The 19,927-nt window shown below is 73.6% G+C and carries 17 protein-coding genes; 2 read left to right on the top strand and 15 right to left on the bottom strand.

The annotated features are described in order from the left end of the window. Positions 1-70: 70 nt before the first annotated feature. A complete protein-coding gene (locus ABZ721_RS37950) occupies positions 71-1,126 on the bottom strand; it encodes an endonuclease/exonuclease/phosphatase family protein (RefSeq protein ID WP_358793381.1) in 1,056 nt (351 codons plus the stop codon). Positions 1,127-1,397: 271 nt separating this feature from the next. Between ABZ721_RS37950 and lexA the strand changes: the two genes are divergently transcribed. Continuing rightward, positions 1,398-2,075, top strand: a complete 678-nt coding sequence (lexA, locus tag ABZ721_RS37945; protein ID WP_358793380.1) for a transcriptional repressor LexA — start codon at positions 1,398-1,400, stop codon at positions 2,073-2,075. Positions 2,076-2,106: 31 nt separating this feature from the next. Here lexA and ABZ721_RS37940 read toward each other — a convergent pair whose 3' ends face one another. From ABZ721_RS37940 to ABZ721_RS37875, 14 genes are all read right to left on the bottom strand, one after another. Continuing rightward, a complete protein-coding gene (locus tag ABZ721_RS37940; RefSeq protein WP_358793379.1) occupies positions 2,107-2,607 on the bottom strand; it encodes a hypothetical protein in 501 nt (166 codons plus the stop codon). Between the two features lie 201 nt (positions 2,608-2,808). Beyond that, the gene (locus ABZ721_RS37935; protein WP_358793378.1) at positions 2,809-3,702 is read right to left on the bottom strand and encodes a hypothetical protein; all 894 of its coding nucleotides are present in this window, start codon (positions 3,700-3,702) and stop codon (positions 2,809-2,811) included. A 72-nt stretch (positions 3,703-3,774) separates the two neighbouring features. Continuing rightward, positions 3,775-5,064 (bottom strand): DUF3533 domain-containing protein, encoded by a 1,290-nt coding sequence (locus ABZ721_RS37930; protein ID WP_358793377.1) that lies wholly within the window; start codon positions 5,062-5,064, stop codon positions 3,775-3,777. A gap of 82 nt (positions 5,065-5,146) precedes the next feature. Then, a complete protein-coding gene (locus ABZ721_RS37925; protein ID WP_358793376.1) occupies positions 5,147-6,859 on the bottom strand; it encodes an AMP-binding protein in 1,713 nt (570 codons plus the stop codon). Between the two features lie 2 nt (positions 6,860-6,861). Then, positions 6,862-7,458 (bottom strand): isoprenylcysteine carboxylmethyltransferase family protein, encoded by a 597-nt coding sequence (locus ABZ721_RS37920; RefSeq protein WP_358793375.1) that lies wholly within the window; start codon positions 7,456-7,458, stop codon positions 6,862-6,864. Positions 7,459-7,504: 46 nt separating this feature from the next. After that, positions 7,505-9,823 (bottom strand): MMPL family transporter, encoded by a 2,319-nt coding sequence (locus ABZ721_RS37915; RefSeq protein ID WP_358793374.1) that lies wholly within the window; start codon positions 9,821-9,823, stop codon positions 7,505-7,507. Positions 9,824-9,904: 81 nt separating this feature from the next. After that, positions 9,905-10,849 (bottom strand): 4'-phosphopantetheinyl transferase superfamily protein, encoded by a 945-nt coding sequence (locus ABZ721_RS37910; protein WP_358793373.1) that lies wholly within the window; start codon positions 10,847-10,849, stop codon positions 9,905-9,907. Next, positions 10,846-11,472, bottom strand: coding sequence for a ferritin-like domain-containing protein (locus ABZ721_RS37905; RefSeq protein WP_358793372.1), 627 nt, complete (start codon positions 11,470-11,472; stop codon positions 10,846-10,848). Before ABZ721_RS37905 ends, ABZ721_RS37910 begins: the two co-directional genes overlap by 4 nt. Further along, on the bottom strand, positions 11,469-12,572 hold the full coding sequence (locus tag ABZ721_RS37900) for an SDR family oxidoreductase (RefSeq protein WP_358793371.1): 1,104 nt from the start codon (positions 12,570-12,572) through the stop codon (positions 11,469-11,471). The genes ABZ721_RS37905 and ABZ721_RS37900 overlap by 4 nt, the downstream gene beginning before the upstream one ends. After that, on the bottom strand, positions 12,569-13,504 hold the full coding sequence (locus ABZ721_RS37895; RefSeq protein ID WP_358793370.1) for a hypothetical protein: 936 nt from the start codon (positions 13,502-13,504) through the stop codon (positions 12,569-12,571). The genes ABZ721_RS37900 and ABZ721_RS37895 overlap by 4 nt, the downstream gene beginning before the upstream one ends. Further along, entirely contained in the window at positions 13,501-13,761 is a 261-nt protein-coding gene (locus ABZ721_RS37890) for a hypothetical protein (protein WP_358793369.1), read from the bottom strand. Before ABZ721_RS37890 ends, ABZ721_RS37895 begins: the two co-directional genes overlap by 4 nt. Then, positions 13,751-14,671 (bottom strand): diiron oxygenase, encoded by a 921-nt coding sequence (locus ABZ721_RS37885; protein WP_358793368.1) that lies wholly within the window; start codon positions 14,669-14,671, stop codon positions 13,751-13,753. Before ABZ721_RS37885 ends, ABZ721_RS37890 begins: the two co-directional genes overlap by 11 nt. 69 nt (positions 14,672-14,740) lie before the next feature. Beyond that, entirely contained in the window at positions 14,741-15,712 is a 972-nt protein-coding gene (locus tag ABZ721_RS37880; RefSeq protein ID WP_358793367.1) for a 3-oxoacyl-[acyl-carrier-protein] synthase III C-terminal domain-containing protein, read from the bottom strand. 326 nt (positions 15,713-16,038) lie between these two features. Further along, a complete protein-coding gene (locus ABZ721_RS37875) occupies positions 16,039-17,283 on the bottom strand; it encodes a helix-turn-helix domain-containing protein (protein WP_358793366.1) in 1,245 nt (414 codons plus the stop codon). A 462-nt stretch (positions 17,284-17,745) separates the two neighbouring features. On the opposite strand from ABZ721_RS37875, the gene ABZ721_RS37870 reads away from it, so the two are divergent. Beyond that, a partial coding sequence (locus tag ABZ721_RS37870) for an RICIN domain-containing protein (RefSeq protein ID WP_358793365.1) occupies positions 17,746-19,927 on the top strand: 2,182 nt, incomplete at its 3' end.

Below are 19,927 nucleotides of genomic sequence, written 5' to 3'. Positions count from 1 at the left end.
ACATCGATTCGTGCCGGGCTGCCTGCCCGCCACCGTCCCACTGGACGAAAGCGTAGTCATACCGGGCCGCTCAGAGCCGGAGGGCGGCCGCGACGGGCAGGTGGTCGCTCCCGGTGCGGGGCAGGGTCCAGGCCGAGGCGGGTGTGACGCCCCTGACCAGGATCTGGTCGATCCGGGCGGCCGGGAACGACGCGGGCCAGCTGAACCCGAAGCCGTCGCCGGCCTCCTCCTGGGCCGACTTCAGCCCGCTGGTCACCGGTCGTAGGGCCCGGTCGTCGGTCGTGCCGTTGAAGTCGCCGACCACCACGACCCGGGGCAGCGGCTCGGCCCGCACGGCGGCGGCGAGCCGCCCGGCCGCCTCGTCGCGCCGGGCGGTGGTGAAGCCCGCGTCCGGGCGGACCCGCACGGACGCCAGGTGGGCGACGTAGACGGCGACCGGACCCTTGGGGGTGTCGGCGGTGGCGCGCAGCGCACGGGTCCACGGCATGATCTCGACCGGGGCCACGTCCCGCAGCCGGTAGGTGCTCCACACCCCGACCGTGCCCTGCACCGAGTGGTAGGGGTAGGCGGCGGCCAGCGCCCTCTCGTAGGCGGGTGCCGTGCGCGAGGTCAGTTCCTCCAGCGCAAGCACCTCGGCGCCCGCGGCGACGAGGTCGCGGGCGGTGCGGGCCGGGTCGGGGTTCGCGTCGTTGACGTTGTGGCTGACCACCGTCAGGTCGCCGCCGCCGGACCGCTTGTCGACGACGAGGCCGCCGAACAGCGAGCACCACACCACGGCGGGCAGCAGCACGGCGACCGCGGCGGTCGCGGAGCGGCGGACCGCGGCCAGCACCAGCAGCACGGGCACGCCCCACCCCAGCCAGGGCAGGAACGTCTCCAGCAGACTGCCCAGGTTCCCGACGGCGTTGGGCAGCAGGCCGTGCCCGAGCATGGTCGCCGCGGTCAGCGCGGCGGCCGCCGCGAGCAGCCGACCGCGCCGCCAGTGCCCGGACGTGCCGCGGACGACCTGTCCGGCTGTGCCGGGCGGCGGACCGGCCCGCTCCGCCGCGCGCTCCGGCGCCGTATCGGCATCCGTGCTCGCGCTCGTATCCGTATCCGTATCCGTATCCGTGCGGACAGCGTGCATCGGCAACCACCTCTTCCACCCGACCCGTACACGGGGTGCCGCGTACGTGGTCCAGCCTGCGAGGGGAGCTCATCCGGGTGATCAAGGCCGTGCGTCCGCCGCCGCGCGGTTCTGTGTCGGTCAGGTATCAGGGGCGGTTCGGCCCCGGGTGCGAGCCGGGTCGGCGCAGCGATAGCATCAGCCTTATTCGAAAAGTCGTTCCCTTACCCGGTCTGTCCGGGTTACTGTGCTTCTCTCACCATGATCGCCAGCGAGGGAGGGCGCGCGGACCATGGAAAGCCGCAAGACACCAGGACGCCCCGGCCGACCGCCGGGTGCGCCGGGCAACTATGACGGTCTCACCAGCCGTCAGGCCGACATCGTCGCCACCATCCGCGACTTCATCGACAGCACCGGCTACCCGCCGTCGATGCGGGAGATCGGTCAGGCCGTGGGCCTGTCCAGCACCTCCTCGGTCGCCCACCAGTTGATGGTGCTGGAGCGCAAGGGCGCCCTGCGCAGGGACCCGCACACCCCGCGCGCCTACGTGCTCCCCGAGGAGCCGCGCCCCGCGCAGGAGGCCGTCCGCACGGCGACCACGCCGGTGCCGCTCATCGGCAGGATCGCGGCCGGCATACCGATCACCGCGCAGGAGGACGTCCAGGACGTGCTCGACCTGCCGCGGCGCCTGGTGGGTGAAGGGGAGCTGTTCGCCCTGGAGGTCGTCGGCGACTCCATGATCGACGCGGCCATCGTCACCGGGGACTGGGTCACCGTCCGCCGGCAGAGCTCGGCCGCCAACGGCGACATCGTCGCCGCGATGATCGACGGCGAGGCCACCGTCAAGCGCTTCAAGCGCGACGCGACCGGCCACGCGTGGCTGCACCCCCACAACGACGCCTACTCCCCCATCGCCGGGGACGACGCGACGATCCTCGGCCGCGTCGTGGCCGTGATGCGCCGGATGTGACCCCGGCCGGGCCGCTCGGCTCGGAGGGGGATCAGGCGCCGTCGCCGCGGGCCTCGTACGCGGTGATCATGTCCTGAACGGCTGCGGGACCCGGCGCGATGCCGACCCAGGCGCCGGCGTCGGTCCACAGCTGGAGCGGGTCGGCGCCGATGTCGTCGGTGGTGCCGCTGACGATGACGTACGGGCCGTACCGTTCGACCGTCTCGGGTTCGATCTCGCGTGCCGGGGCGCGCGAGAGCACCTCGATGGCCTCCACGCGCAGCCGCAGCACGCCGTCCACGCTCCCTCCGGGCAGCGTCAGCACCCCCTCGACCCGCAGCAGGTCGCCCTCCTCCAGCTCCTCCAGGGCGATCCTGACCAGGGCCGGATCCGTCACCAGGCACGGGAGCAGCATCTCGTCCGCCGCGTGGTCGGTGGGCGAGTGGATCAGGCGGAACGCCGCCGTCGCCCCGTCCGCGTCACCGGGCGCGGGGACGGGGATCTCCTCGATGTAGCCGTCGAGCACCAGGGCGACAGGCTCCAGCGCGCCCATCAGGGGGCGTTGGGGGTAGCGGCGACCGGGGTCGAGGTCGTCATGGTCTCTCCGATGGATCAGCGGCCCGGTCCGGTTGAACGTCAGGCGGTGCGCGAGTACGGGTACGTCAGCCCCCAGTATCCCAGCGGCACCGGGGTGCCTTCGCCCGCCCCGCGCCCACCGGCCGCCGGCGCCGCCCGGGGAGTTCGAATCCGCCGGTCAGGGCGTCGGCGGCGCACTGTTGACGGTGCGGAGATGGTGCACGACGTGGCGGCGGCGGGCCGCGACGAGGCGGTCGTGCAGCTCGGCGTCGAGGTGCGGCCGGGCGGCCGGGTCGGCCGACCACCACCGGTCCGCGGGATCCGGGCGCGCGCCCAGCCGGGCGCGGACGCAGCGGCACGGGTTCACGTGCAGGCGGAAGCCGTCGGCGGAATCCGGCAGCCAGCGCGCCACCCAGTCGGCGACCTCGGCGGCGTGGTGCTCCTCGGCCAGTTCCCGCACCAGCTCGGCCTGTTCGAGCAGGCGAAGCTCCCAGAGCATCGCGCAGTGCACGCAACCCGGCACCGGTTCCGCGTCCGCCCGCACGAGGGCGTCGACCGCCTCCCGCAGCGGCGCGGGCAGCGAAGGGCCGCAGCGGGGCTGGGCCAGCGGCCGCCCGCCCACGTCGGAGGGGTCGGTCCAGGTGACCGTGATGCGCCCGGCCGCCACCGTCCGCGCCGCGCCCCGGTCCTCGGCGAGGAGGCGGACCAGGAAGAGCACCCGCTCCTGCGCTGTCGCCCCGACCGCGGGTCCCTGCGGGTCCTGCGCCCAGGTCAGGTGGTACTCCAGCGCGCCCGTGGCGGGCCACGGGGGCAGCGGGTAGCCCAGCTCGCGCGGTTCCTCGGGCAGGACGACGGCCTGGACGTCCTCCAGGTCCTGATCCGCGCCACCGGCGCGGCGCCGCATGGAGGTCAGGGGGAGGGCGTAGCGGCGCACCCGCAGCAGGTACGCCGGCGCCGGGGCGCCGTCGGCGGGCGGCCGCACGACGATCACGGCGTTCCCCTCCCGGACGCCCGCGGGCAGCACGGCGTCGTAGTGCAGGGCGAGTTGCTCCGTGGACTCGAACACGCTCACCGCTGACCCGCCCCTCGCCCGACGCGGTGCGCGCCCCGGTGCCCGCTCCGCCCTGGGGGTGATTCTGCCCTGTCAGACGTGTTCGGGGACGATGCGGTGCAGACCCTTGCGGTCGTAGTAGCCGGTCATGGCGAACCCGAAGGCCAGCGCCGCGAGGGAGCCGACCGCGATCATGATCCACGCACGGGTGAGGCCGGCGTCGGCCTGGGCGCCGAAGTACATGATCGCCCGCACGCCGTCGGCGAGTTGCCGCATCGGCTCGAACTCGGACAGCACGCGGTAGAAGTCGGGCAGCGCCTGCAGCGGGATGGTCGCGCCCGAGGACGGCAGGGCCAGCGCGATGAAGACGAACATGCTGATCAGCTGGCCGATGCCGCCGAAGGCCGCGAGCAGGGCCTGCACCCCGAGCCCCACCGCGGCGGTGGCGCAGAAGGAGAAGACCCACAGCAGCGGCAGGTGCGACGCGTCCATCCCGAGGATCACCACCGTCGCCAGCATGATCAGACTGGACGTCAGCGCGGAGAGCCCCAGCGACATCAGGCAGGTGACGATGAACGTCCGGGTCCGGGTGATCGGCACGGTGGGCCGCTGGGTCCGCACCGGCCCCAGCTCGCTGGCCGCGTACCCGAGCGCGACGTCGACGCCGTTGCTGATCACGCTCGCCCCGAGGAAGCCCGACAGGACCAGCAGCAGGGTGTAGTAGAAGGCCGTCAGCCCCAGCCCGCTGTGCGAGCCGATGGCGTGCCCCACCGACACCTTGACGGTCACCGGGTCCTGCAGCAGGAGCCGTTCGGCGTTGGTCGGCACGCCGCCCCCGGGGCGCGGCCGCTCGATGAGCGACGCGCCGAGCTGCGCCGACGCCCCGCGCGCCGCCTGCTGGGAGATGGAACTCGCCAACGAGGAGGCCAGGCTGCCCGCGCCCGGGTTGGTCAGCACCGACAGCGTCGGGCGCGCCGGCTGCTGTCCGGTCGAGGCGCCCAGGGCGCCGACGGCGGCGGTGAAGCCGTCCGGCACCTCCAGGACGCCGTACAGCTTGCCGGAGGCGAGGCCGGCGCGGGCCGCCGCCGCGTCCAGCCGCCGCCAGGACGCCTGCTGCTGCGACGCGCCGCTGGCGGCGATGCCGTCGGTGACCTGCGTGCCCAGGTTGGTCCGCTGCCCGGCCACCACCGCGCCCCGGTCGGCGTTGACCAGGCCGATGGGCATGTGGCGCAGATTGCCGCCGGGGTTGAGGATCCCGCCCATGTAGACCAGCGAGAGCAGCAGGGCGACCAGCCCGATGATGGTCGCGGGGAAGACCCAGATCCGGGGATTCCCCACGACCTGCCACACGGTCGCGCCGGTGGTTCGCTGGTTCGCCGGCATCGCTCTCCATCGGTAGCCCGGGTGCCATCCGAGGGGAGAGTATCCCTTTTAGATCGTTTCGTTTGCTTCTGTGGTGCGGCGTTCAGGGAATCCGTGACACGGCGCCGGAGAGTCCGCCCTCCTGGAGCAGTTGCCACATATGACGCCGCCGCAGCTTGCCGCTGGTGGTGCGCTTGAGCAGGCCGCGGCGGCCCGTGACCAGGGTGAGGGCGGGCTCCGGGCCCAGCTCGGCACGGAGCAGGTCGCCCAGCGCCGCCCGCCACGGCCCGGGAGCCGCCTCCACGAAGACGGCGACACCGGCCCGGCCGCGGTCGTTCAGCGCCACCACCGCCGCGCGGTCCCGGTCGAGGCCGATCACGGCAGCCACCTTCGCGTCGAGGTCGTCGACGTAGACGCTGCGCCCGCGCAGCTTCAGGCTGTCGCCCATCCGGCCCAGCACGAAGAGCTGGCCGCCGTGCAGGAAACCCGCGTCTGCGGTGCGCAGTTCCCCGTCGACGAAGCGGGTGGAGTCCGGGCCGCCCCCGCGTCCCGCGTGGTAGCCCGCCGCGACCGAGGTGCCCGCCACCGCGATCTCCCCGAGCCGGCCCGGCGGAACGGGAGCGCCGTCCTCGTCGAGGATGCGCACGGTGACGCCGTCCCCGTCCTGGGGGAAGCCGTGGCCGACGAGCCAGCCGGAGCCCGGCGCGACAACCCGCTCGTCCAGCCGGGCGGTCTCCTCGACCGTCACCTGCCGGCCGACGCGCAGCGCGGCCCAGTCGGGGCGCAGGATCAGCAGCGGCGCGGCGGCGCCGGACACCGCGAGTGTGTTCTCCGCCAGGCCGTAGGAGGGCACGTAGGCGTCGGGGGAGAATCCGGCCGGTGCGGCGAACCGGGCGAACGCGGAGAGCGCCGCCGGGTCGACCGCCTCGGCGCCGACGCAGACGCTGCGCCACCCGGACAGGTCCAGTTCCGCCAGCCGCTGCTGCCGCACACGCCGGGCGGCGTAGGCGAACGCGAACGACGGCGCCGCCGAGTGCGCCGCGCGGCCCGGTGCGAAGCAGGCCAGCCAGCGCGCCGGGTCGCGGATGAACTGCTCCGGGCGCATCAGCCACAGGTCGCTCTGCGAGGCGGCCGGGAAGAGGCAGCAGCCGATCAGGCCCATGTCGTGGTGGAGCGGCAGCCAGGACGCGAACCCGTCGCCGTCCCGCCAGCCGATCAGGCGGCTCTGCAGGGTCCGGTTCGCCGCGAGGTTGCGCCACGAGACCCGCACACCGCGCGGCCGCCCGGTGGAACCCGAGGTGAACTGCAGCAGGGCGATGGCGTCCGGGGGCGGGGCCACCGGGAGGACTCCCTCGTTCCAGGGCCCCTCGGGCGCGGTTTCTTCGAGGAGTCCGGCCGTGATCCGGTGGGGGCGGCCGGGCAGCCCCGCCCGGGTCATCGCGCGGGCCGCCAGGGCGTCGAACTCCGCGCTCGCGACCACCAGGGCGGGCGCGGCCTGCTCCAGGACGGCGGCGATGTGCTCGACGTACGCGTCATCGCTCTGGAACGAGGGCGGCGGCAGCGGGGAGACCGTCGCACCGGCCGCCCAGGCGCCGAACAGCGCGGCCAGAGCGGGCAGTCCGGTGGGCATCAGCAGACAGACGACGTCGCCGGGGCGGACCCCGGCCGGCCGCATCGAAGCGCCGGTCCGGCGGGCGGCCGCCGCCAGCTCCGGATAGGGCACGTACGTCCAGCCGCCCGCGTCGTCGGCCAGGCGCACCCCGCGGCCGGGGTGCGGGTCGGTCAGCCAGCCGGTCAGCGGCGGAAGCTCCGGCACGGCTAGCCCCCCACCCGGCTGGTGGGCGCCGGCGCCGCCCGGCCGGGCCGGGGCACGAAGCGCCCGGTCCTGGCGAGGTACCCGCGGTACTCCGCCCCGAACTGCGAACCGCTGAGGCGCCGTTCCTCCTGCGCGGCCGTGGCGTTGAGCGCGACGAGGCCGTAGCAGAACAGCGCAAGCGTCACCCCGTGCGGGAGGAGCGCCACGGCGCTGAGGAACGCCAGCAGGAAGGCGGTGTAGAACGGGTGGCGGATCAGGCCGTAGGCGCCGTGGGTCACGAGGTGGCGCGGGGCGTCGTTCTCCTGGTGCCACAGTGCGACGGGGATCCGGTGCGTGCCCAGCGTCAGGAAGATCAGGGCGATCGAGACGGCGTTGAGGGCCACCGCCACGAGGGCCGTGCCCGTGCGCCACGAGCCGGGGACCATCGGCTCCCAGCCGAGCAGCGCGGCCGCGGCGACGAACAGCGGGCTGAGCCCGAAGGGCAGGGCCGTCAGCCACCACTTCGCGTTGAAGCGGCCGTCGGAGCGGAAGAAGACGCGGGGAAGCGCTCCGATGACGGCGAAGTTCAGCAGCAGGAGGAAGAGGGCGGGCGTGTCCACGGGGGTTGGTGTCCTTTCGGGAGGCAGCACGGCGAAGGGGCGGGGTTCACACCCGCCCCGGGGTCTGTGACGGTTCGGGGGCCCGGCCGGACGCGACGGGCGGGGCCTGCCCGCGGCCCGGCAGCCACCAGTTCCAGCGGCCCATCAGCCGCATGGCGGCGGGCACCACGACGAGCCGGATCACGGTGGCGTCCAGGGCGATGGCCACCGCGAGGCCCAGGCCCAGCTGCTGGATCGGCATGATGCCGGTCAGCGCGAAGGCCCCGAACACCGCGACCATCAGCAGCGCGGCCCCGGAGATCAGGGGCGCGGTACGGGCCATCCCGGCGGCCACCGCCGCGGTGCTGTCCGCGCCCGCGTCGTACTCCTCGCGGATCCGGCGCAGCAGGAAGACCTCGTAGTCGGTGCTGAGGCTGAACAGGATCGCCAGCAGCAGGATCGGGACGAAGTTCTGCAGGTGGTCGGAGCGTGCGAAGCCGAAGAGGGCCGAGCCCAGACCGCGCTGGAAGACCAGGACCAGCACGCCGTAGGTCGCCCCCAGCGACAGCACGTTGATCGCGATCGCCTTCACCGGCAGCAGCAGGGACCGGAAGGTGACCAGCAGCATCAGGTAGAGGACGGCCAGCATCACCGCGACCACCTCCGGCAGGGCGTCCCCGATCGCGGTGTTGGCGTCGACGCCCTCGGCGGTCTCGCCGCCGACCACGGCGTGCAGGCCGGGGGTGCTGAGCCCGGCCGCGACCGCACGGAGGGAGTCCAGCAGTGCCCGGGAGCGGTCGGAGGAGGCGTAGTCGTCCCCGATGACCTCCAGCACCATCGTGCGGCGGTCGGCGGAGAGGTAGTGGTCGACGGTGCGGCGGGCGTCCGCGGGCAGCCGTGCGAACGCGGCGGGCTCCAGCGCCGCCAGCGGCCGGCCGGGGCTGACGGCGCGCAGGACGTCCAACGGGGAGCGGACCGCGGTGACGTGGGGCAGCCGCACGAGCCGCTCCTGGAGGGCGGCGACCTCCCGGGCGCCGGGCGGCACCGACAGCTCCGACCGCGAGGTGACCACGACCTGGTGGGGTGAGGCCGTGCCCGGCCCGAACTGCGCCCGCACGGTGTCGAACCCCTGGCGCACGGGGGACGAGGTGGGCGCGATGCGCGCGTCGGGGGTGAACGTGCGCAGGTCGAGCGAGGGGACGGCCAGCGCCAGCAGGGCGGCGCTCGCCACCGTCAGGAACAGCACGGGCCGGCGCATGATCTGCCGGGCCACCCTCCCCCAGCGGTCGCCCCGTCCGGTGGACGGCGGGCGGTGCGCGCCCGCCGCCCGCCGCCGCGCGGGCAGGCGTCCGCGCAGGATCCGGTCGCCGACCAGGTGCAGGACGGCGGGCAGGACCACGACGCTCGCCAGGGTGGCGAACGCGACCACGAGGACGATGCCCAGCGCGATGGAGCGCAGGACGTTGAGGTCCACGAGGAAGAGGCTGGACATGGCCAGGACGACGATCAGCCCGGAGAAGAGCACGGTCCTGCCGCTGGTGCGCAGGGTGATGGCCAGCGCGGTGGCGCGGTCGCGTCCGGCGGTCAGTTCGTCGGCGTAGCGGGAGATGAGGAAGAGCGAGTAGTCGACGCCGACCCCCAGTCCGATCATGGTCGCCGCGTTCTGCGCGAAGATCGACAGCTCGAGGTGCGCGGCCAGGACGGACATCACCCCGAAGGTGAGGACGATCGCGGTCACCGGGACCACGAACGAGACCACGGCGGCGACCACCCCGCGGTAGAGCAGCAGCAGGATGAGCAGCACCAGCGGGAAGGTGACCAGTTCGGCCCGCTGCAGCCCTTCCGCGCTCAGCTTGTTGATCTCGCCCCAGAACGTCCCGGCGCTGACCATCGACACCCGCAGCCCCTCGGGCGCGTAACGGTGGTCCAGGTCCCGCTGCACGTCGGGCAGGACCCGGCGGGCCGTCCCGTCGTCCAGCGCCGACCCGACCATGGTCACGGCGGTGCGGTGGTCCTTGCCGACGAACTCCTCGCGGGCGGCGCCGGACAGGGTGAGCCAGCCGTAACTGCCGGTCGTCCGCAGCCGCCCGTCGCCGGTGACCTCGCGCATGACCCGGCTCGTGCGCCGGTCGAACTCCGCGCTGCCGGCGAGGTTGCGCTCGTCCGTCACGACCAGCGTGAGGTTGCCTGCGCCCCGGTCGGCGAAGCCCGACTGCGTCGACCGCACCGCCCGCAGCGAGTCGGAGCCGGGGACGTACCAGCCGCCGCCGCTCAGCCGGTCGGCCAGCGGCAGGGCCGCGACGGCGGCCGCGGCCAGCGCCACCAGCCACAGGACGAGCAGGGGCCCGCGGAACCGGTGGAGGGCTTGGTTCAGACGCTGCGGCATGGCGCGCTCCGGTGGGTCGGGTGCGGTCGGGGAGAGGTCGGCGGAGGTCGGGCCGAAGGGATCCGGGCGGTGGGGCGGGCGTCAGGGTTGCGCGCCCACGAGCCCGGCGAGCTGCCCCAGGGTGGTCACCTCCCGCAGGTCGGCCTGGGTGAACAGCGCGTCGAACTCCTCCTGCAGGTCGACGGCCATCTCGACGAGCAGGAAACTGTCGGCGGCCAGGTCCCGCAGGCGGGTTTCGGGGGTCAGGGTGTCGACGGGAACGGAGAGCGTCGCGCTGATGCGGTGGGCGACGTCGTCGAAGGTGACGGAAGGCACGGTCACGGTCCTTACGGGAGGGAGCGAGGGACGGGGGACGGGCAGCGGCGGCACCGACGACACCGCCACGGCGAGCCGGGCGTCGCCCAGCCGGACGGCGGTGTAGCCGAAGGCGGCGGCGTGCGGCGGCGCGGCGGTCGCACGGCGGTGGGCGGAGCCGGAGCCGGCCGCCGGATCGTCGGTGGTGTAGTCGCGCAGGACGGTGTGCCGGTTGTCGGGATCCGCCTTGAACAGCGCCTCCTTGACCGTCCACAGCCGTACGTGCTCTCCGGCGCGGATCGGCTCGGGGACGCTCTCGAGCCAGCTGCGCTCGCGGTCGCCGAGGAAGAAGCGCGCGGTCCCCGCGCGGGCCTCGCGGGCGGTCTCGAGGTCGACGCCGACGCCCGCCACACGAGCATCCGGCACCGCCAGGCCCGCGGCGACGGCTGCTCCCCCGACGTGCGAGAGCGACAGCCGTCGGTGCGGGAAGGCGTAGGCCGTCGTGTCGGCGGGCAGCCCCAGGATCCCCAGCAGCGTCCGCAGGGCATGGCGCGCGATCAGCCACTGCTCCCGCCGCACCCGGCCGGTGAGGGCGGCGAACCGCGCGCTCTCCCGCCGGGTCAGCGCCGCGGGGTGCAGCGGCCGCCGGGTCCACACCGCCAGCACCGTCCGCCCGCCCCGGGGCGGGCCGACTCCCGGCCCGGCTCCCTGCCCGGTCACGGGGCCGTTCACGGGGTGTCCCCCGCGGCGGGCGGCTGCCGCGGGGCGCGGATCTGGAGGGTCGGGTCCTCCGGGTCGGCGCCGGGGCCGCCGAGGAACGGGATGCGTTCGCCGTACTCCGCGAGGGTCTTGGCGTAGACCTCCTCGTCGGCCGCGGTGAAGCGGGCCAGCGTGGAGTCGATGTACTCCCGGCCGTACCGGCCGGCCATCCCCTCCAGCGCGTCCTTGACGTACTTAACGTGCCAGCGCTCGTCCTCCATGATCGTCTCGATGGTCTCCCTGACCCGCGGATGGGTGTCCCCCGCCCGCAGGTGGCGGCGGTACTGGGCGATGACCCGCTTCTCGAAGACCTGGGTGACCGCCATGACCTCCATGAGGTTGGCGGGCAGTCCGACGGCCTCCAGGTACTGGTCCTGGTAGCCGCGCGACAGCTTCGTCGCCGTGTGGCCGAGCTCCTCGATGCAGCGCGTCCACAACTTCGCGTGGTTGGCCTCGTCGGCGAAGTGGTGGGTGACGTCCGCCTGGAGCGGGCTGCCGCGCAGGGTGCGGGCGACCCGGCCGAAGAACAGGGCGCCGTTGATCTCGGACGAGCGGTAGTAGCTCAGCAGCCACAGGTCGTTCTCGGACAGGGTCATGAGGTCTCCTCGGGACGGCGGCCCCACTTCGAGGCCACCAGCCGGGTGCAGACGGCTTCGGTCAGCGCGTACGGATCGGGGGCCGTGCCGCCGGGCCAGGCCGCGCGCAGCGCGTCGTTGCGGAACGTCTTCGGCAGGTAGAGCTGCGCGGCGAAGGGCGAGACGGACGCGAGGGACTGGTGCAGCGGCCCGGCGCGCAGCCCGGTGGCGGCCAGCAGCAGGTCCTCGAAGCTCTCCCGGTCGCAGGGCACCGGCCGCAGCAGGCCGCGCCGCCGGAATCCCGCGTCGCGGGCGAAGACGGTGAAGGCGGTGTCGACGAGTTCGCCGAGTGCCGGGGTCCGCTCCGGGCCGGGGCAGACGTGGTAGACCCCGCCGGCCACCGCGGGATCGAGCAGGCGGGTGACGGCCGTGACGGTGAAGGCGGCCGTGGCCAGCGCCAGCGGGGTCCTCTCGTCCCCCGGAAGCAGCGACAGCAGCCCGTAGTGGAAGAGCTTGAGCGTGTTGTGGAAGACGTTGTACTGCGTCACCCGCCCGCTGTCGTCGTCCGCGATGATCGTGGGCAGCCGCAGCACGGAGACCGGGATCCGGTCCGCCGCGTCCAGGACGTGCTCCTCGGCCGCCCACTTCGACCACTCGTAGTGGTTGACGAAGCCGACCGGCACCGACGGCTCCTCCGCGATGTCACCGGTCCGGCTGCCGACCGCGTACAGCGTGGACAGCAGCGCGAAGCGCCGCAGGTGCGCGCAGCGTTCGGCGAAGGCCAGCAGCCGGACGGTGCCGTGCACGTTGACGGCCTCGGCGAGGTCGCGCTCGACGTTGAAGCGGGTGACGGCCGCCGCGTGCACGATCCGGGTGACCGCGCCCGGATCGACGTCGGGCAGCAGGTGGTCGCGGCGCACGTCGACCGCCACGCACCGGGTCCGGCCGACGGCGTCCGGCCCCAGCTCCCGCAGCAGCCGCTCCTGCTTCGCGGCGAGTTCGGCCGCGGAGGCGGCGCGGACGGCCAGGACCAGCTCGTCGTCCCCGTCGTCGAGCAGCGCGGCGGCGAGCCGGCGGCCCAGGTAGCCGCCCGCGCCGGTGATGACGGTGGTCCCCCTCACGCCGCGCCTCCCCGCGACCGCGCGACGACCGTCGCCGCCGCGTCCGCCGGGCGGGGCCAGGAGGCCGGGTCGGGGCCGTGGCGGTCGGTGAGGGCGAACAGCCAGCGTTCGAGGCCGAAGGCCACGCAGGCGCTGTCGGCGGGCCGGCCCTCGCGGGTCAGGTCGAACGCGGCCCCGAAGTGGTCGTGGTGCCGGTTGGCCGAGGCGATGGCCAGGTCACCGCCGTACGTCGCCTCGTGCTTGACCGGCTGGATCCGCTGCAGCAGGTGGCGCGGATTGTCCCGGGGCCGGAAGAAGGGGTCGGTCGCCGTGAGCCACCGCGGGTCCAGGCCGACCAGCCCGAAGAACAGGTCCAGGGCCGCGCGGGCCCGGTCGAGGAAGCCGGCCGTCTCGGCGGGGGTGCCGAGGCAGACGATCTCCCGCATGGTGAAGCTGCTCAGCCGCCGCAGCGGCACATGGTGCGTCTCCTGGCGGAAGCAGGTGTTGCGGGTCGTCAGGTGCAGCGGCCGGTCGAGGACTTCGCCCTGGCGCGCGCTGTAGAGGTGGTAGCAGGCCGCGGGGGTCAGCACCTCGGTGACCGGTGAGAGCCCGGGCAGCGCGACCCGGCCGTCCGCGTCCGTGACGGGGCCGTCGAGGAAGGCGTCGAGGTTCCGCTCCGCCGGGTCCAGCCGCGCCACGAAGGCCGCCTGGTGCGGGAAGGAGCGCAGGTAGCCGGCCTGCTCCAGCCGCGCGGCGGGCAGGGTCGCGGGGTGCCGTTCGTCCTGCGCGTCCCAGAGGGAGGCGAGCTGCACGAACGCGCGGTCGCAGTCCTCGAAGAGCCGCAGCAGCGGGCCGCGCAGGGTCGCCTGTCCGGAGACGTGCCAGGACAGGCCGACGCGGTGCAGCGCGGTGAGGCGGTCGCCGGCGGTGGTGCTCACGGTCGCGCGGGTCACGGCGTCACCTGCGCTCCGCCGAACCGCGCCACCATCGTGCGGATGTCGCGGAAGTCCCCGGGCCGCAGGTCCTCCACGTCGATGGGTGAGGCCCGCAGCCGTTCCAGGAGCAGCAGCAGTTCCGGCAGGTGCACCGAGCGCAGGTGCCGCTCCTCGAACAGCGGCGTGCGGTCCGTGAGGTCGGCGGCGGACAGGCCGGTGGCCTTGGTCAGCACCCAGGCCCGGAGCCGGGTGCGGATCTGCTCGTCAGAAGGCATCGGCGGGCTCCTTGTCGAGAATCCCCGCCGCGACGAGGAAGGACACGACCTTCGTCGACACGTCGCGGCGGTGGGCGCGCTGCGCGGGTGCGGACCAGGCCAGCTCGGCGACCTCCCAGGGGTCGTCGAACCCGGCGTCGGCGTAGACGTCGGGGTTGTAGTACTCGCGCCAGCTGACGACGTGGAACTGCGCCAGCTCGCGGCGCAGCTCCGTGACCGTGGCGTCGTCCCAGGACGGGACGCAGGCGTCCCACAGCGCGGTCACCAGTTGGCGGCCGAACACCAGGTGCCGGGACTCCTCGACGTGGTGGTTGTCGTTGATGAACCGCGCCACGGGGTGCAGCCGGGAGTCCCGGGCCTGGATCCAGTTGTAGCGGTCCACGATCTCCTCGAAGATCATGGTCTTGGCGAAGAAGAGGAAGTCCTCGACGCTCTGCGGGCGGGCCTCGGGCAGGGCGAACTGCCGGCTGCGGTAGACCTTCGCGTAGCGGGTGCAGAAGCCGCCGAAGTAGATGCTGTGCTTGTTCTCCTCATCGAGGAAGTGGTGCAGGTACTCCGAGACCTCCAGCAGGTCCTTGCGGTACAGCCGCTGCGCGAGACCCTCCATCAGGCCCTTCTCGCCGTGGATGTTGAGGCTGTAGAAGTTGACGGCCTCGTGGAACGCCAGCCGCCGCCTGCCGGGCTCGCCGAGCTCCTCCCACAGCGGGGTGCCGTACAGGCTCACGTACTCGGGGGAGCTGAACCACTCCTCCTCGGGCCGGACCTCCGGTGGCCACTGCCGCAGGGTGAGATAGGGGTTCTGGTAGGAGCGCTTCGAGAGGTGGCTGAGCCGGCTCGCCGTGTCGCCGAGTGAGGCGATCGCCTCGGCGAGGCGCGGCTTCGGGGCGTTCTCGTTCTCTGTACTGCTCAAACGATCCTCATCAGACGGGTCCGGTCGGAGGGCGGGGGATGCCGGCGGGCGAGCCGGTGGGCGCTCGGCTCAGGCGGGGATGGAGTCGGTGGCCTGCAGGATCACGCACTGCCAGTTGAGGCCGAAGCCGGCCATCACCAGGGCGACGTACTGCCCGGAGCGCACCTGGCCGGAAGCGATCAGTTCCGCGAGGTTGATGATGTTGTCGGCGGAGATGACATGCCCGACGTCCCGCATGGACGAGAAGAAGACCTTCCCGGCGTCCACCCCCAGCAGGCGCGCCAGGATCTGCCACGCCTTGTCGTTGGTGTTCTGCGTGACGACCCAGTCCAGGTCCGCGGCCGCCAGGCCGGCCCGGGTCAGGGTCTCGCGCACCAGCCGGTGGGTGTAGGCGAAGTACGTGCCGACGGTCTCGTCGTCGTCCGCCTGCCCGAGGCCGCCGTTGGTGATCTGGTGCGCGGTCACCAGCCGGAACGCGGCAGGCCGCCGGCTGACGACGCAGGCCGCCGCACCGTCGGAGATCAGGTTGTAGGCCTGCTCGTACCGGGCCCCCTCGGGGAAGCGGTCGGCCGTCACGCACAGCACCCGCTCCCAGTCCGGCTCGGACCGCAGCATCGCCCCGGCCAGCCGCAGGGACCCCAGCATCGCCGTGCACGCCTGCTGGTTGAGCCCGATGACGACGGCCTTGTCGAGCCCGAAGTCGGCCTGCAGCCGGCCGGCGGGAAAGTCCATGAGGTGCTTCACGTCCCGGCTGCGCTCCCAGGCGGCGACGTCGCCCGCGTTGCCGTTGCCGGGCAGGCACGTCGCGTAGACGATCGCGTCCACCTCACCCAGCCGGCCGGCGTCGGCGAGTTGCGCGGTGGCGCTCCTGGCCAGGTCGTAGGCGCCGGTGGTGGGCTCGCAGACGTGGTGCCAGCGAAATCCCGCCGACTCCAGGTCCCGCGCCGAGGACAGCAGGCGCCCGGCGGCCTCCGTCTCACTGACATGTGCCTTGCGTTCGCCCAGTGCGTGGACGAACGAGTCGACGAATACGTCTGTCACAACATCTCTCCCAGCGGGAACTCGGGGACCATGGGCATCGGCGCGGTCCGTACCGCCTGCCGCGTTGCAGACGGGACCGTCGGCCCGAGAGGGTCAGCCGCTCATCTGGAAGCCGGTCCACGGACCGGCGGCGACGCCGGTCCGTGTGTGCGTGTTCCCCCACCTCCAGGGTTCCCCGCGGCGGCTCCGGAGTCGATGGCCGCCTGCTGCGGATTGCCGCGACCTGGCTGTGCGCCGCGCACAACAGGGCAGTTCACGGGCGCCGGCGCGGTGTCACGGGCGGGGAGTCGCCGGGCGTGCCGCGGCGGCGCGGGGCCCCGGGAGCGTCAGGGGCAGCGCACGGCCACCAGGGCCATGCGGCAGGCGAGTTGGTGCCGGTCGTCGTCGAGGGCGCTGCCGGTGAGGGTCTCGACGCGGCGCAGCCGGTTGAGCACGGTGTTGCGGTGGCAGTGCAGCTCGTCGGCGGCCCTGGCGGCCGAGCAGCCGCCGCGGAACCAGGCGTCCAGGGTCGCCAGCAGCAGCTCCCGCTCCTCCTCGGGGCAGTCCAGGAGCCGTCCGAAGGTGTGGCGGGCCAGCCGCTGGGCGACGTGCGGACTGGTCACCACGAGGGCTTCCAGCAGGTGGTCGTCGAAGGCCGCGACGCCCCGGGCGTCGGCGGGCAGCGTCTGCAGGGCGGTCTCGGCGCAGTGGTAGGCGGTGGCGATGTCGGCGAGGCTGTCGACCTCGCAGGAGATGCCCACCCGACGGGCCGCGCCGGACGCGAGCGCGTCGACGATCCGCCGCAGCGGGACGGCGCCCAGCTCCAGCAGCCCGAGGTGCCGGTCGGCGCGCCGGCGCCACAGGGCCGTCACCGCGTGCGGGGGCAGGGCGTGGTGCAGCGCCCGCGGCAGACCGTCCCGTGGGCCCTCGTGCTCACCGCGCACCGCCGTCCCGTCGGCGACGGCGATCACGACGAACCGGCCGCGCGCCGGAAGCCCGAGCGTCACCTGCGCCTCGGCCGCGACCGCCGGCTCGACGCCCCGTCCCTCGATCAGCGCGTCGATCACCGTCTCGCGGTGTTCGGTGCTGCGGCGGCGGTGGTCGACCTCCGCCAGCCGGTGCCCGTCGGCGAAGGCCTGCGAATAGCTGTCGAGCGCGTCCCACACGGGCCCGCTCTCGTCCAGGAGCCGTTGCAGCACCTCGGGGGAGAGCGCGCGGGCCGCGTCGAACAGCTTCTCCCACAGCAGTTGCGTCGCCAGCCGGTGCACCTGCAGCAGCGATTCGACGGACACGCCCTCCTGGGCGCGGAAGCCTCCCCACGCCCGCGCCACGGCCAGCGGGTCGCCGTCGGTGGGGGGCCGGCCCGCGAGGATCCGCAGGAACCCGAGGACGTTCTCGTGGAGGGAGCGGCGGATCTCGGACCCCGGTACGAACTCCAGGTAGTGCACCTCCCTGCCCACGGTCAGCTCCATGAGCTCGTCCACGAGGTGCGGGAGCTGCCGCAGCAGCCCTTCGGCGAGGCCGCGCACCACAGGGGTGCGGCCCGCTAACTCCACCTGCCCCTCGACGGAGGCGATCCCTCTGGTGGACATCGGCGACGGTCCTTCCGATCGTTTGCCCGTGCGGCATCCGGAACGGGCGGCTCCCTCCCCCGGCCGCCCGAGCAGTCTCGCAGCATGTTTATCACCCTCTGATACAACGAAGTTACCGAACGGTACCGAATCAGCCGTGCTCCGGACGGCGGCCCCCGCCCCGCCACCGGCCGCCGGTTTCGGCGGAGCATAGGAGTTCCTAAAGCCGGCCTCATGGTCCTGTGAAGGTTCTGCCGCCGCCGGATCCCCGCGGGGTGCGGCGGGAGGTCTATACCTCCAGTGCAATGTCACCGCGATACACGGGCACAGCGGACACACAGCCTTCATGACCGGGCGTCAGAACCCCCCGACGGCTACGCATCGTGAACCTTCACTCCCCCTGAGGGCCCGAAACCCGTGTCGATGGACGGGCGTTCGATGTGGCAGTGTCCCGCCGCAACGCAGTCCGCACGCGAGGATGGGATGAACACGTTGCAGCTCAATGATCGAGGCGAGCACCGCCGCCGCTCGAGGGCCAAGAGGCGGACCGTCCTCGCGATCGCGCTGGCCTCCGCCACGCTGGTCGCCGGCGGCGTCACCGCCCTCGCCACCACGGGTGGCATCGGCGGCACGAACGGCGCGCAGGTGAAGTCGGCGTCCCCGCAGGCGCTGGACGACGTCCCGGCGGACGAGCCGGGCAAGGGCATGGTCTACAAGGGGCTGGAAGCCGCCCCCGAGGACAGCGCCTGCGTCGGCGGCTTCGAGGTCGAGGGCGTCCGGCAGTGCACGCACGGCCCCGACGCACCGCCCAAGGGCGTGGACATCGCCAAGGACACGCCCCCGGCCGTGAAGGCGACCGCGCCGACCTCCATACCCAAGGCCGGCGGCCGGGTCCCGGGCGGCGCCGAGCTGCTCTCGGACGTGCCCGCGACGCTCGACGCCGCCCACCCCGGCAAGGCCGTCACCTCGGCCCCGCCCGCCGCGGCGAACTCCACCGGCCCCGCGGCCAAGGCCGCCGCGGCCCAGGACGCGGCGGCGGCCGTGGTCTGCGACGGCGACGGATCGACGGGCAACCGCGTCCAGGTCGTCTACGCGCACGGCCCGGGTGCCAACCGGTTCGCCGAGTACCTGCCCTCGTTCAAGAAGTGGGCGCACGACTCCGACGTCATCTACAACGCGAGCGCGACGGAGACCGGCGGCGTCCGCCACATCCGCTACGTCACCGAGTCCGACTGCACCGTGGCGGTGCTCAACCTCGAGGTGCCGGCCGCCGCGATGCAGGACTTCAGCGCCACCAACAAGGCGCTGGCGGAGCAGGGCCTGAACCGCCGGGACCGCAAGTACATGATCTTCGCGGACTCCAACGTCTACTGCGGCATCGGCAGCTTCGCCGGTGACGAGCGTCCCGGCCAGGAGAACGCGAGCAACTTCGGCCCCTCCTACGGCCGGACGGACTCCGGCTGCTGGGGCGGCTCGACGCCGGCCCACGAACTCGGCCACAACCTCGGGGCGGTCAACAACAGCGCCCCCAACACCAGCCGCGGCGGGCACTGCGTGGACGAGTGGGACATCATGTGCTACTCGGACACGCCGTACTACCCGCAGATGCAGATCCACTGCCCGAACCGCAGCAGTGACGACCGGCTCGACTGCAACCACGACGACTACTTCAACACCAACCCGCAGCCGGGCAGCTACCTGACCACGCACTGGAACATCGCCAACAACCAGTTCCTGCTCAACAACGGCGGCAGCAACCCGAACCCCACCCCCAGTCCCACGCCGAGCCCGACGACGCCCACCCCCTCCCCCACCGCCACGAAGGGGCCGACGCCGAACCCGACACCGACCACGACGCCGAACCCGGCGACCGGTCCCGACGTCACCGTGAGCCAGGTGACCCAGAACTCCGCGGTGCTCTCCTGGAAGCCGGCCACCGGCGCCACCGGGTACGACCTGCTGCTGGACCGAAAGGCCATCGGCACCGTCAAGGCCAGCACCGTGCGCGTCGTCAGCCTGCGGCCCGGCACCCAGTACAAGGTCGCCGTCGCCGTGCGCGGCGCGGGCGGCAAGGTCTCCGCACCCGGTCGCCAGGCGGCGTTCCGCACCCAGCCGGCCGGCGGCGCGGCCGGGCCGGTCCAGCCCGGCAAGCGCTACCTGATGCTGAACAGCTTCACGGGACAGGCCGCCGACATGTACGGCGCCACCCGCGCCAACGGCGGGGTCCTCATCGGCTACCAGCGCCACGGCTACACCAACCAGCAGTGGCTGTTCGAGAGCGTCGGCGGCGGCTACGTCCGCGTCCGCTCCGCGGTGTCCGGCAAGTGCCTGCAGATCGGCGGGAAGCCGGTCGCCGGCCAGTGGGTCGCCCAGCAGCCGTGCGGCACCGCCGCCGCACAGGCGTGGAAGATCACGGCCGACGCCACCGGCTGGACGCTCGGCGCCAAGGGCTCCCCGCTCGTCCTGGGCGTGAGCAACCGCGACTACTACGGCGGGGCGCTGCTGGAACTGCAGCAGCCCGCCGGCCAGGCCTGGCAGCGCTGGACGTTCCAGCAGCCCGCGTCCTGCCCGAACGGCGTCCGAGGCGTGGGGCGGTGGCGGCCCGTCCGCCCGGCACCCGGCCGACGGCCGGTCCGCGACGCTGCCGCAGGCCGAGGTGGCCGAG

Source organism: Streptomyces sp. NPDC006733 (genome assembly GCF_040636125.1).
Classification (GTDB): Bacteria; Actinomycetota; Actinomycetes; order Streptomycetales; family Streptomycetaceae; genus Actinacidiphila.
Note: the sequence above shows the minus strand (reverse complement) of the source record. Positions and strands in the feature narration are given on the sequence as shown.

What these genes read in the sequence shown, in the direction of transcription:
- ABZ721_RS37915 (WP_358793374.1), bottom strand. Translation starts at nt 9,823, where the DNA reads ATGCCGCAGCGTCTGAACCAAGCCCTCCACCGGTTCCGCGGGCCCCTG.
- ABZ721_RS37905 (WP_358793372.1), bottom strand. Translation starts at nt 11,472, where the DNA reads ATGACCCTGTCCGAGAACGACCTGTGGCTGCTGAGCTACTACCGCTCG.
- ABZ721_RS37940 (WP_358793379.1), bottom strand. Translation starts at nt 2,607, where the DNA reads ATGGGCGCGCTGGAGCCTGTCGCCCTGGTGCTCGACGGCTACATCGAG.
- ABZ721_RS37950 (WP_358793381.1), bottom strand. Translation starts at nt 1,126, where the DNA reads ATGCACGCTGTCCGCACGGATACGGATACGGATACGGATACGAGCGCG.
- lexA (WP_358793380.1), top strand. Translation starts at nt 1,398, where the DNA reads ATGGAAAGCCGCAAGACACCAGGACGCCCCGGCCGACCGCCGGGTGCG.
- ABZ721_RS37875 (WP_358793366.1), bottom strand. Translation starts at nt 17,283, where the DNA reads ATGTCCACCAGAGGGATCGCCTCCGTCGAGGGGCAGGTGGAGTTAGCG.
- ABZ721_RS37890 (WP_358793369.1), bottom strand. Translation starts at nt 13,761, where the DNA reads ATGCCTTCTGACGAGCAGATCCGCACCCGGCTCCGGGCCTGGGTGCTG.
- ABZ721_RS37930 (WP_358793377.1), bottom strand. Translation starts at nt 5,064, where the DNA reads ATGCCGGCGAACCAGCGAACCACCGGCGCGACCGTGTGGCAGGTCGTG.